The 12,873-nt window shown below is 75.8% G+C and carries 6 protein-coding genes and 1 pseudogene; 5 read left to right on the top strand and 2 right to left on the bottom strand.

What is annotated here, in order from left to right; translation table 11 throughout:
- Positions 1–82: 82 nt before the first annotated feature.
- On the bottom strand, positions 83–2,533 hold the full coding sequence (locus C1703_RS37720; RefSeq protein ID WP_114257042.1) for a SpoIIE family protein phosphatase: 2,451 nt from the start codon (positions 2,531–2,533) through the stop codon (positions 83–85).
- Positions 2,534–2,719: 186 nt separating this feature from the next.
- Between C1703_RS37720 and lanKC the strand changes: the two genes are divergently transcribed.
- The 4 genes and pseudogenes from lanKC to C1703_RS40060 all read left to right on the top strand — a co-directional run.
- Positions 2,720–5,314, top strand: coding sequence for a class III lanthionine synthetase LanKC (lanKC, locus tag C1703_RS37715; RefSeq protein ID WP_114257041.1), 2,595 nt, complete (start codon positions 2,720–2,722; stop codon positions 5,312–5,314).
- An 84-nt stretch (positions 5,315–5,398) separates the two neighbouring features.
- Positions 5,399–5,515: a SapB/AmfS family lanthipeptide gene (locus tag C1703_RS37710; protein ID WP_010040504.1), complete on the top strand. Its 117-nt coding sequence runs from the start codon at positions 5,399–5,401 to the stop codon at positions 5,513–5,515.
- A gap of 82 nt (positions 5,516–5,597) precedes the next feature.
- Complete coding sequence (locus tag C1703_RS37705) at positions 5,598–7,349, top strand: ABC transporter ATP-binding protein (protein ID WP_114257040.1); 1,752 nt, start codon at positions 5,598–5,600, stop codon at positions 7,347–7,349.
- Positions 7,346–9,247, top strand: a pseudogene (locus tag C1703_RS40060) (ATP-binding cassette domain-containing protein); the annotation flags it as partial. The gene C1703_RS37705 and the pseudogene C1703_RS40060, both read left to right, overlap by 4 nt.
- A gap of 284 nt (positions 9,248–9,531) precedes the next feature.
- Here the strand turns inward: C1703_RS40060 and C1703_RS39435 are convergent.
- Complete coding sequence (locus C1703_RS39435) at positions 9,532–10,140, bottom strand: response regulator transcription factor (protein WP_198678385.1); 609 nt, start codon at positions 10,138–10,140, stop codon at positions 9,532–9,534.
- 329 nt (positions 10,141–10,469) lie between these two features.
- On the opposite strand from C1703_RS39435, the gene C1703_RS37690 reads away from it, so the two are divergent.
- Complete coding sequence (locus C1703_RS37690; protein ID WP_114257797.1) at positions 10,470–12,617, top strand: SpoIIE family protein phosphatase; 2,148 nt, start codon at positions 10,470–10,472, stop codon at positions 12,615–12,617.
- Positions 12,618–12,873 lie beyond the last annotated feature (256 nt).

Here is a 12,873-nt window from a genome sequence, read left to right as displayed (position 1 = left end):
CCTTCGGCTCGCTGGCGGTTTCTCCGTCCTACGCGGCGCCGAGTACCCGAGGGGGCCGTGTGGTCACCCCCGGATGAGCCGCTCAGCGGCCCAGCACCAGCTCCGCCCACACCTGCTTGCCGCCGCTGACCGGCAGGGTGCCCCAGGTCGCCGAGAGGGCCTCGACGAGGAGGATGCCCCGGCCGCCCGTGGCCTCCCAGCCGATGCTGGCCGGCCGGACCGGGGAGCGCGGCGAGGCGTCGGCGACCGCGATGCGCAGGCGGTTGTTGACGAGGGTGAGGTCCATGCGGACCCGGCCGTCGGTGTGGACGAGGGCGTTGGTGACGAGTTCGGAGACGACGAGGAGGGCCGCGTCGAAGTGTTCGGTGACGCCCCAGGCGCGCAGGGTGCGCCGGGCGAAGCGGCGGGCGTGCCCGACCGCCTGCGGCACCCGCCACACCGTCCAGCTCTCCCGCAGCGGCCGCAGGGTCAGGCCGTCGTAGCGCATCAGGAGCAGGGCGACGTCGTCGCTGCGCCGGGCGTTGCCGAGGAGGGCGTCGGCGACCCGCCCGAGGTCGCCGGGGGCGGCGGCGCCCAGCCGGGCGGCGAGGCGGTCCATGCCCTCGTCGATGTCGGCGTCGGGTGACTCGACGAGCCCGTCCGTGGCCAGGGCGATGAGGGTGCCGGGCGGCAGCCGCAGCGGGCTCATCGGGAAGTCGGCCTGCGTGATCACCCCGAGGGGCGGGCCGCCCTCGGCCTCCGCGATCTCGGTCCCGCCGTCGGGGTAGCGCAGCACCGGCGGCGGGTGCCCGGCGCGCACGCACCAGGCGGAGCCCTCCTCCAGGTCGACGTCGACGTAGCAGCAGGTGGCGAAGAGGTCGCTCTCCATGTCGGTGAGCAGCCGGTTGGCGTGCGCGACCACCACGTCCGGCGGATGGCCCTCGACGGCGTAGGCGCGCAGGGCGGTGCGCATCTGCCCCATGAGGGTGGCGGCCCCGGCGCTGTGGCCCTGGACGTCTCCGATGACGAGGGCGACGTGGTGGTCGGGCAGCGGAATGACGTCGTACCAGTCGCCGCCGAGCTCCAGCCCCGCCGTGCTGGGCAGGTAGCGGGCGACGGCCACCGCGCCCGGCAGCCGGGGCAGGCGGCGGGGCAGCAGCTGGCGCTGGAGCATGCCGACGAGTTCGTGCTCGGCGTCGAAGGCGCGGGCCCGCACCAGGGCCTGTCCGGCGAGGCCGGCGCAGGCGGTGAGCAGGGCGCGTTCGTCGGCGCCGAAGTCGTGCGGGGTGTCCCAGCCGATCAGGCACGCGCCGGCCATGCGGTTCCCGGCGGGCAGCGGCAGCACGGCGAGGCCGCCGGGGCCGACCTCGGCCAGGGCGCGTTCCAGGGGGCTGCCGGCGGGCCAGATCCGGGCGCGGCCCTCGCGCAGCGCGGCGGCGAGGGTGGGCATGGCGCGCACGGGCGCGTCGGGCCACTCACCGCGCCACTCCGTGCGCCACAGCTGGGGCCATGCCTCGGGTTCGGGCGGGTCGAGGACGGTGACGACGAGCCGCTCGCTCTCCAGCTCGGCGAGCGCGATCCGGTCGGCCCTGAGCGGCCGGCGCAGGGCGGCGACCACGGCCTTGCCGACGTCGCGGACGGTGACGGCGGTGGCCAGCGCGGCGGCGAGGCGCTGCACGCGGGCCACGTCGGTGACGTCGGAGCGCAGGGTGGAGGCGTCGGCGACGGTGCCCACGAGCCGTGCCGGGTGGCCTTCGCCGCCGGGCAGGAGGCGCCCGCGCAGCCGGAGCCACTTCGGCGGCCCGGTGGGCTGGAGCACCCGGAACTCCAGCTCGCGGTCGCCGATGGACATGTGGTCGGCCTCCACCACGGACATCAACGAGGGCAGGTCCTCCGGCACGGTCAGGCTCAGCAGGGTCTCGACGCGGCCGTCGAACTCCACGGGGTCGAGTCCGAACAGGTCGAGCAGGTCGTCCCCGACGCGGACGCGGCCGGTGTCCATGGCGAGGGTGAACGCGCCCGGCGGCAGGTCACCGCCCTCGACGAGGGCGGCCGGGGCGGGGAAGGCGACCGCCTCGGAGATCAGCTCCAGGCACTCGCGGTCGTCGGTGTCGAACCCCTCGGGGCGCTCGCTCACGGCGAGCAGGCAGCCGCCGCCGTCCCCGCGCACGGGCAGGGCCGTCAGGAAGAAGTCCCGGGCCGGGACGCGCCGCGCCTGGGCGTGCTCGGCGAGTTCCGCCGGGCCCAGGGAGACCGGCCGTCCGTCGCGGTGGGCCTCGGCGGCCGGGGAGCGCCCGGCGCGGGGATAGCTGTCACGCAGTCCGTACAGCGTCCTCGGGACCCCGGCCGACTCCATCAGGCACAGCAGCTCGCCGTCCTCGCTGGGCGTGTACACGGCGACGAAGGACGCCCCGGCGAAGACGAGCGCCTGTTCGAGGACGCGGCGCACCCGTTCGGGCGACTCCTGATCGACCGCGATCGCCTTGAGGGCACTTTCGGCACGCAGCGTTCGCGTTCCGCGCTCCTGGGCGCCCTGACTGACCACGTTGGCCATTACAGCGCTTATGGGGCACCTGCGCAGCCCCTGTGAGCGTTCCGTGGACCGGCGCGCACAAGGGCGCTCGAAAGCCGTCGAACATCTCTTAACGCATGCGTTCCGCACGGTGACCTCGTGACAGCCGTGACTGTCGGGCCCCGGCGCGTGGCTGGAAGGCTCGGTGCCCGTCACGGAGGGGGACGCATGGACAAGCGGTACGAGGTGTACGCGCTCGCCGACCGGCATTTCTACGAGACGCCGGACCGGCTCGCGCGCGACGGGCAGGGGACGGCCCCGCACCTCTACGAGACGGCCCGCCGGCCGGTGCCGGAGGGCTGGGAGGCGGCGCGGATCGGTGACTGGCTGACGATGACGCCGCTCGGCCCGGACGGGAAGCCGGTGTCCGGCCCGGCGCAGGGCTGGAAGATCCACGCCTCGGCGACCCGCGCGAACGCGGAGGAGATCGCCGGGATCGTGTGGGACTACTGCGTCGAGCGGCGGATCCCCTTCAAGTTCGTGCCGGGCCCGCACCTGCTGCACCTGCGCAACACCAAGTACGCGCCGCGCGACGGCAGCGGCAAGTTCGTCACCGTCTACCCGGACGGCGAGGAGCAGCTGCACCAGGTGCTGCGCGAGCTGGGCGCGCTGCTGGAGGGCTTCGAGGGGCCGTACATCCTCACCGACCTGCGGTGGGGCGAGGGACCGCTGTACGTCCGCTACGGCGCCTTCGCACGCTCCTTCGTCGTGGACGACCGGGGCTCGCTGGTGCCCGCCGTGCGGGACGGCGCCGGGCGGCTGGTGCCGGACCGGCGCTCGCCCTCCTTCCAGGTGCCCGAGTGGGTGACGCTGCCGGCGTTCCTCCAGCCGCATCTCGACGCGCGCAACACCACCACGGTCGGGGACCTGCCCTACCGCATCGAGAAGGCGCTGCACTTCTCCAACGGCGGCGGGGTGTACGCCGGCACCGACACCCGTGACGGGCGCAAGGTCGTCCTGAAGGAGGGCCGGCCTCACGCGGGCCTCGCCTCGGACGGCGCCGACGCGATCGCCCGGCTGGAGCGGGAGAAGCGGGCGCTGGAGCAGGTCGCGGGCACGGGCGTGGTCCCGGAGGTGCGCGACTGGTTCGAGCTGGGCGGCCACCGCTTCCTGGTGATGGACTTCCTGGAGGGCCGTCCGCTCAACTCGTTCTTCGCCGAGCGGCACCCGCTGCTCGCGCAGGACCCCGACCCGGAGGCCGTCGCCTCGTACACGGCGTGGGCGCTGCGCGTCCACCGGCGGGTGGAGGAGGCGGTGGCGGCGGTGCACGAACGGGGCATCGTCTTCAACGACCTGCACGTCTTCAACATCATGGTCGCCCCGGACGGGGAGTCGGTCTTCCTCCTCGACTTCGAGGCCGCGGCCCCGGCCGGGGAGAACGGCCGCCAGGTCGTCGCCCACCCCGGCTTCTTCGCGCCGCCGGACCGCCGGGGCACCGACGTGGACCGCTACGCCCTGGCCTGTCTGCGGCTGGCCCTGTTCCTGCCCGTGACCACCCTGTTCGTGGTCGACCGCGGCAAGGCGGCCCATCTGGCCGAGGTGATCGCGGAGCAGTTCCCGGACGTGCCGCGGGAGTTCCTCGACGAGGCGGTCGCGGAGATCACCCGGGAGGTGTCCGGCCGTACGCCGGCCGCTCCCTCCTCGCCGGTGGACCCGGGCGACTGGCCGTACAGCCGCGACTCGATGGTCAAGGCGATCCTCGCCTCGGCCACCCCGGAGCGCGACGACCGGCTCTTCCCGGGCGACGTCGCCCAGTTCTCGGACGGCGGCGGGCTGGGGATCGCCCACGGCGCGGCGGGCGTGCTGTACGCGCTGGACGCGGCCGGCGCCGAGCGGTACGAGGAGGGCGAGCGCTGGCTGCTGGACCGCACGGCACCGGCCCCGGTCGGCACGCCGCTCGGCCTGTACGACGGGCTCGCGGGCGTCGCGCTGGTCCTGGACCGGCTCGGGCACCGGCAGCGGGCGCTGGACCTGGTCGAGGGGATCCTCGCGGAGCGGTGGCAGAACCTTTCCTCCGACCTGCAGGGCGGACTGGCCGGGCTGGGCCTGGTCCTGGGGCACCTGGCCCGCACCACCGGCGAGACGGAACTGCGCGAGCGGGCCGACGACGCCGCGCGGATCCTCGTCCACCGGCTCGCCGAGCCGCCCCCGGCCGCGCCCCGGCGGCGCGCCGGACTGCTGCGGGGCGCGACGGGACCGGCCCTGTTCCTGCTGCGGCAGTACGAGTGGACCGGCCAGGACGCGTGGCTGGAGGCGGCGGCCGTGGCCCTGCGCCAGGACCTGGGGTCCTGCGTGACCCGCGAGAACGGGGCGCTGGAGGTCGACGAGGGCTGGCGCACCCTGCCCTACCTCGGTGACGGCAGTGCGGGCCTCGGCATGGTCCTCGACGACCTGGTGGGCCACGCCCCCGCGCTCGCCGGGGAGTTCGAGGACGCCCGCTCCGGCGTCCTCACCGCGGCCACCTCGCGCTTCTACGCGCAGCCCGGGCTCTTCCAGGGCCGCGCCGGAATGATCCTGCACCTCAGCCGCACGACCACGCCGGGCGCCACCGCCGACCGGCTGGCCGGGCAGATCGCCGGGCTCGGCTGGTTCGCGATGGCGTACCAGGGCCAACTGGCCTTCCCCGGCCACCAGATGATGCGGCTGTCCATGGACCTCGCCACCGGAACGGCAGGGTGCCTGCTGGCGCTCGGCGCGGCCCTCGACCCGGCCACCGGCGCCCACCTGCCGTTCCTCCCGCCGCCACAGCGGCGGCCCACATGACGCGGTTCCGCGATCCGGCGGAGTCGTGACACCACCCCGTCCCCACGGATGACCACGGACGGACACCCAACGGAAGGACACACCATGGCACTTCTCGACCTGCAGACCATCGAGTCCGAGGAGCGGACGGACGGCGGTGGCGCCAGCACGGTGAGCCTGCTCTCCTGCATCAGCGCCGCGAGCGTCCTGCTCTGTCTCTGACCTGAGGTCTGCGTGGCCCCGGGCGGTCCTCTCCCTGCGGGGAGGGACCGCCCGGGGTCCGTCCGTCCCACGAAAGGCCCGTATGACCACGCGTGCCGACGACGACCCGGTGGCCGCGCACGCCCGCACGCTGCTGCGCACGGCCACCCGGTACAGCGGGCTCCGCTGCGCGGCCCTGTGCCTGGTGAGCATGGCCGCGACCGGGGCCGGGCTGCTGCTGCCGGCCGCGCTGGGCCGGGCCCTGGACCTGCTGCTGGCGCAGGCCCCGGCGACCCGCTGGGTGCTGTACTGCGCCGGACTCGTCCTGCTGCTCGCCCTGCTGGACGCGGCCCAGACCGTGCTCACCGGCACCGTCGACGCCCGCAGCACCGCGTGGCTGCGCCGCCGCCTGACCGGGCACGTCCTGGGCGTCGGCCCGCGCGCCGCCGACCGCTTCGGCTCCGGTGACCTCGTCGCGCGCCTGGTGGGCAACGCCGCCGAGGCCGGGACCACCCCGGCCGCCCGGGCGGCGCTGCTCGCCGCCCTCGCCGGTCCGGTCGGCGGTGTGCTGGCGCTGGCCCTGATCGACTGGTGGCTCGCGGCCGTCTTCCTCGCCGGAGCCCCGGTCCTGACCCTCCTCCTGCGCGCCGTCGCCCGTGGCACCACCGAGAGCGCGACGCGCTACCAGCGGGCGCAGGGCCGGATCGCTGCCGCGCTGGCCGAGGCCGTCGAAGGGGTCCGCACCGTCCGCGCGGCGGGGACCGAGGACCGGGAGACCGCCCGCGTCCTGCGCCCGCTGGCCGAGCTGTCCGAGGCGGGACACCGCATGTGGCGGGTGCAGGGGCGGGCCGCCGCGCAGGCGGTCGCCGTGGCGCCGCTGCTGCACCTCGGGGTCGTCGCGGTGGCCGGTGTGCTGCTGACCCGGGACCGGCTGTCGGTGGGGGACGTGCTCGCCGCCTCGCGGTACGCGGTGCTCGCGACGGGCGTCGGCGTCCTGGTCGGCCGGCTCGCGGGCCTGGCCCGGGCCCGGGCGGCGGCCCGGCGCCTCGGCGAGGTCGCGGCCGAGCCCGCCCCCGCGTTCGGCGCGCGCCGGCTGCCGGACGGCCCCGGGCGGCTGGAACTGCGGGGTGTGACGGCCCTGCGGGGCGGGCGCGCCGTGCTCGACGGGGTGGACCTCGTGGTGCCGGGCGGCACGACCCTGGCCGTGGTCGGCCGGTCCGGCGCGGGCAAGTCGCTGCTGGCCGCGCTCGCCGGGCGGCTGGCCGACCCGGACGCGGGCGAGGTCCTGCTCGACGGGGTGCCGCTGCGCGAGCTGCCCCACGACGACCTGCGCCGCGCCGTCGGCTACGCCTTCGCCCGCCCGGCCCTCCTGGGCGGCACGGTCGGGCAGGCGATCGGCCTCGGCCTGCCGTCCCCCTCCCCCGGCCGCGTCCGGGAAGCGGCCCGGACGGCCCTCGCGGACGACTTCGTCCGCCGCCTCCCCGACGGCTACGACACACCGGTCGCCGACGCCCCGCGCTCGGGCGGCGAGTCCCAACGCCTCGGACTGGCCCGGGCGTTCGCGCACGGCGGCCGGCTGCTGATCCTGGACGACGCCCTCTCCAGCCTCGACACGGTGACCGAGCGCCGCATCACCGACGCCCTCCTGGGCGACGGGCCGGGCACCACCCGGCTGCTGGTCGCCCACCGCAGCGCGACGGCCGCGTGCGCGGACGCGGTGGCCTGGCTGGACGGGGGGCGGGTGCGGGCGGTGGGACGGCACGAGGAGCTGTGGCGGAACGCGGAGTACCGGGCGGTGTTCGGGGAGACGGACGGCACCGCGCGGGCGGGGGCCGGGGCGGGAGCGGAGGCATGACCGGCGCGAGGAGCACGACGCTGCCCCTGACCGGCACCAGGAGTACGACCCTGCCCGCACGGGGGCTGCGCTTCCTGCTGGCCCGCCGGCGGGTGCTGCTGCGGCTCGCCGCCTGGTCCGTGCTGGAGACCGGGCAGACCTTCCTCATCGGGTACGGGCCCGCGCGCGCCCTGGACGCGGGGTTCCTGCGGGGGCGGCCGGACGTCGGTCTCGCCTGGCTCGCGGTGACCGGGCTCGGCGTCCTGCTCCGCGCGTACGGCACCGCGCGGGTCTACGCCGCCGTCGCCGCGCTGGTCGAACCGCTGCGGGACCGGCTGGTGGAGCGGGTCGTGTCGCGCGGGGTGCGGACCGGTGACGCGGGGGCCCTGTCGGGGCTCACCCAGCAGGTGGAGATCGCCCGGGACACCTTCGCCGGGCTGGTCATGGTCTCCCGCTCCTTCGTGTTCACCGCCGCCGGCGCCCTGGCCGGCCTGTTCGCGCTCGCCCCGCCGCTCCTGCTGGTCGTGGGGCCGCCCCTGGCCGCCGGGGTGGTGCTGTTCGCGGCGACCCTGCGGCCGCTCGCCCGGCGGCAGGAGGCGTTCCTCGTCGCCGACGAGGCCCTGGCCGGTCACCTGGGCACGGTCTGCCCGGGCCTGCGGGACATCACGGCGACCGGCGCGGAGGCGCAGCTCGCCGCCGCCACGGGTGAACGGGTCGAGGCGGAACTGCGGGCCGCACGTGCCCTGGCCCGCTGGGGCGTGCTGCGCGTGGCCTCGCTGGCGATCGGCGGGCAGCTGCCGATCGTGCTGCTGCTCGCGACCGCCCCGTGGCTCCTGTCCCACGGCGTCACCACGGGGGCGCTGGTCGGTGCCCTCGCCTACGTCACCCAGTCGCTGCTGCCGGCCCTGCGCAACCTGGTCCACGGCCTGGGCACCAGCGGCTCCCGCCTGACGGTGGTGCTACGCAGGCTGACCGGCGATCCGGCCCGGACGGCGGCCCAGCGCACAGCACCGGCCCTCGCGCAGGGCGACACGGCCACGGAGGCACGAGAGACACCGGTTACCGCACAGGGCGACACGGCCACGGAGGCACAAGAGACACCGGTTACCGCACAGGGCGACACGGCCACGGAGGCACAAGAGACACCGGTTACCGCACAGGGCGACACGACGGCCGGACGCGACACACCAGCCACCGCGGAGGGCGACACAGCGACAGCCACACACGAGACACCGGCCACCGCGACGGGCGACGGCACGGCAGCCGCGGACGAGACCCGTCGGCCCAACGGCCCATCGCCCCGGGACACGCACGGAGGGGCACGTGCCACCACAGGCACCTCGCCGCGCGGCCGGCCCGGCGGCCGGGGCTCGACGGATGCCGCCGGCCGCACCGCCGACGGGCAGGACCGAGCCACGGCAGACGTCGGCGCGCCCGGCCGGAACGCCGTGTCGGCACCGGCGGAACCCACCGCGGCCCCGCCCCCGGCCCTCTCCTCTCCTCCGTCACCTTCGCCTACGGCTCGGCGAGCAGCCCGGTCGTCGACGGCCTCGACCTCGTCCTCACGCCCGGGTCGCACCTGGCCGTCGTCGGCCCCAGCGGCGCCGGGAAGTCCACGCTCACCGCCCTCGTCGCCGGGCTCCTCACCCCGGACCGGGGCACGATCACGGTGGGCGGACACGCCGTGCCCGGGCCGGAGGCCGCCGCCGCGCGCGTGCTCATCCCGCAGGAGGCGTACGTCTTCGACGGCACCCTGGCGGAGAACCTCGCGTATCTGCGCCCGGACGCCGTGCCCGAGGAGGACCTGGTCGCCGCCGCCGAGGCGGTCGGCCTCGCCCCGCTCGCCGACCGCCTCGGCGGCCTCGACGCCCGGGTCGACCCCGCGGCCCTGTCGGCCGGCGAACGGCAGCTCATCGCCCTGACCCGGGCTTTCGTGTCGCACGCCCCGATCGCCCTGCTCGACGAGGCGACCTGCCATCTGGACCCCGAGACGGAGGAGCGGGCGGAGCGGGCCTTCGCCGCGCGGCCGGGCGGGACGCTGGTGGTCGTCGCCCACCGCATCAGCTCGGCCCGCCGCGCCGACCGCGTGCTGGTCATGGACGGCCGGAGCACGGCGTACGGCGGCCACGAGGAGCTGCTGAGGTCCTCGGCGCTGTACCGGGACCTCGTCGGCAGCTGGACGCCCGTGCCGTCCCGGCGGCGGTCAGAGCCAGCCCTGGCCCTGGGAGATGCGGATCGCGTCGATGCGGTTGCGGGCCCCGGTCTTGCGGGTGATGGCCGCCATGTAGTTGCGCACCGTCCCGTGGGACAGGTGCAGGCTCCCGGCGATCTCCGCGATGGAGGCTCCCTCGGCCGCGAGGGATAACACGCTCAGCTCTCTTCGGGTCAGCGGCATCTCGGCCGCCTTGAGGAAACCGAAGCCCAGCGAGTCGTTGACGAAACGTTCCCCCTCGGCGACCCGGCGGATCCCGCGCAGCAGGTTCTGCGGCGAGCCCTCCTTGTCGACGTAGCCGAGCGCCCCCGCCTCGACCGCCCGCTTCAGCAGCCCCGGCCGGTTCGCGGTGGCGAGCACGAGCAGCCGCGGGCGCGTGCGGTCCGGGCCGGACCGGCACAGCTCCGCCAGCGGCGGAATGCCGTAGGAGTCCGCGCACTCCAGGTCCGCCGCGCACACATCCGGCCGCACGGACCGCATCATGCCCGGCGCACCGCGCCACGACGTGCCGTGCACCGCCAGATCGGACTCCCCCCGCAGCCACTCAGCCAGCACCGATCGCACCAGACACTCGTCGTGCACCAGAAGCACCCGGATCAACTGCCACCCCCTCGGCTCGCCCGCGCCCTCTCGTCCTGTGGTGGAGCGCGTGCCCCATTGTTCGCGATCGTGACCCTGCGTGGGCGCGGAGAACCGGCCATCAGGGTGCGTGGGGGCGCACGCGCGGCGCCTGTACGCCCAGCCGCGCTTCGACTTCATGGGCATGGGTCGCGGTGGTCGGGGTACACGCGCGGCTTCTCCGGGGCCGTCGGCCTGTGACCGACGGTAACTGCGGTCGGTCCCCGGACCGCTCGTCGTGCGCGACGGGCCGCCAGGGGGGAGATTTGTTCCTGGGCCCGGTCGCGCGGCCGTGCGAGGAGGTGGTCGGCGTGTCCGACGGGCAGTCGTCCGCGCAGGCGCCGGCAGCCGCCAGGTCGCCGGTCGGCCGTCCGCTGCTCTCCCTGGCGCTGGCCTCGATGATGGACGAGGTGCACGCCCACTCCGGCGCGGTGTATCTGCTGTCGCCGGACCAGCCGGTGCTGGAGATGGCGGTGATGGCGGGGCTGCCGCGGGCGTTCGCGGCGCCCTGGGAGCGGGTCGGGCTGAGCGCGCCGATCCCGGTCGCCGACGCGGCGCGCGAACGGCGGCTGGTCTGGGTCGGCGGCGAGGAGGAGATGGCCCGCCGCTATCCGCGGATCGCCGTGGTGCTGCCCTATCCGTTCGCCCTCGCCGCGGTGCCGGTGGCCACCGAGTCCACCGTGTACGGCGCGGTCTTCGTCACCTGGCCGGGCTCCCATCCGCCGGAGCTGTCCGACCACGAGCGCGAGCATCTGACCGCGGCCTGCGGCCGGCTCGCGGTCCGGTTGCAGCGGGCCGCCGAGCACAGCATCCCGCCGCACCCCGAGACCGATCTGGTCGCCTCTCCCCTGGTGGGCGGCATGGCCGGCACGCTCGGCACGGTCGAGGCCGCCCGGATGGTGAGCCGGCTGCCCTACGGGCTGGTCTCGCTCGACCTGCACGGGCGGGTCGGCTTCGTCAACGCGGCGGCGTCCGAACTGCTGAACGTCCCGGTCAGCCGGCTGCTCGGCACGCAGCTGTGGGCGTCGGTGCCGTGGCTCAACGACCCCGTTTACGAGGACCGTTACCGCGCGGCGCTGATGAGCCAGCACACCACCTCGTTCGTGGCGCTGCGCCCGCCCGGCGAGTGGCTGTCGTTCCGGCTGTATCCGAGCACGACGGGCCTGAGCGTGCGCATCACCAGGTCGCGGGCCGTGTCGGAGATGAACCGGGCCGCGCCGCCGGCCGACGGGAAGCCGTCGCGGCTGGTCACCATGTCGCAGGTGCTGGACCTGGCCAGCGCGCTCACCGAGGCGGTGGGGGTGCAGGACGTGGTGCAGCTGGTCGCGGACGAGATCGCCCCGGCCGTGGGCAGCCAGGCCCTGGTCGTGCTGGGCTCCCGGGCGAACCGGCTGCGCGTGCTCGGGCATCGCGGGTACCCGGACGCGCACGTGGTGGAGCGGTTCGACGGGATGCCGCTGACCGAGCCGACGCCCGGCACGCAGGTGCTGAAGACGGGCGTGCCCGCGTTCTTCGAGACGCAGGAGCAGTTGGAACGCCTGTACCCGGCGCGGCTGACGACGCCCGACGGGTTCGCGGCCTGGGCGTATCTGCCGCTGATCGCCCAGGGGCGGCCGGTGGGGACGTGCGTGCTGTCCTACGCCGAGCCGCACCCGTTCCCGACGGAGGAGCGGGCGGTGATGACCAGCCTGGCCGGGCTCATCGCCCAGGCGCTGGAGCGGGCACTGCTCTACGACGCCAAGCACCGGCTGGCGCACGGCCTCCAGGAGGCCCTGCTGCCGCACTCCCTGCCGTCGCTGCCCGGCATCGAGGCGGCGGGCCGCTATGTGCCGGCCACGCAGGGGATGGACATCGGCGGCGACTTCTACGACCTGGTGCGCACCCAGGGCATGGCGGCCGCGGTGATCGGGGACGTGCAGGGCCACAACGTCACGGCGGCCGGACTGATGGGGCAGGTCCGCACCGCGGTCCGGGCGTACACGGCCGTGGGCCAGGCGCCCGAGGAGGTCATGCGCAGCACCAACCGGCTGCTGCTCGACCTGGGGTCCGAGCTGTTCGCCAGTTGCCTGTACCTGCGGCTCGACCCGGCCCACGGCCGGGCCGTGATGTCCCGGGCCGGTCATCCGCCGCCGTTGCTGCGACGGCCGGACGGGCGGGTGCGCGTCCTCGACCTGGCCGGGGGCCCGCTGCTGGGCATCGACGCCTCGGCGGTGTACCCGACGACGGAGGTCGCCCTGCCGCCCGGCTCCCTGCTCGTCCTGTACACCGACGGGCTGGTGGAGTCCCCCGGCACGGACTTCGAGGAGGCCCTGGCGGACCTGGGCCGGCGCCTGACGGACGCCGGGGACCGGCCGCTGGACGAGCTGGCCGACAACCTCGTACGTCACCGGCGGCTCCGCACGGACGGCGAGGAACGCCTCGACGACATCGCCCTGCTCCTGCTCAGGGCCCTCGGGTAGGGCCGGCCCGGACCACCACGTACGCCGCGCCGGGCCCGACCGGCCCCGCCGGCACCCGGTGACACACGGACGGGCCGGCCCTCCCGCCGGAGGGCCGGCCCGGTCCACCACAGGCCGGAACCGCGTCCGAAGCCGGACGGCGGCTGGAACGCCGGAGGGCCGGCCCGGTCCCGCCAGGAAGGGGGCGGGTCCGGGCCGGCGTCGTCGGACCGGCTGCCGACGGTCTCGGGTCGGCCGACGATTCAGGCCGGCCGAC

Origin of the sequence: Streptomyces sp. Go-475 (genome assembly GCF_003330845.1) — a bacterium.
Classification (GTDB): Bacteria; Actinomycetota; Actinomycetes; order Streptomycetales; family Streptomycetaceae; genus Streptomyces.
This window is presented reverse-complemented; position numbering and strand designations above follow the sequence as displayed.

Coding starts and splice junctions, on each gene's coding strand:
- C1703_RS37705 (WP_114257040.1), top strand. CDS start 5,598: ATGACCACGCGTGCCGACGACGACCCGGTGGCCGCGCACGCCCGCACG.
- lanKC (WP_114257041.1), top strand. CDS start 2,720: ATGGACAAGCGGTACGAGGTGTACGCGCTCGCCGACCGGCATTTCTAC.
- C1703_RS37720 (WP_114257042.1), bottom strand. CDS start 2,533: ATGGCCAACGTGGTCAGTCAGGGCGCCCAGGAGCGCGGAACGCGAACG.
- C1703_RS37710 (WP_010040504.1), top strand. CDS start 5,399: ATGGCACTTCTCGACCTGCAGACCATCGAGTCCGAGGAGCGGACGGAC.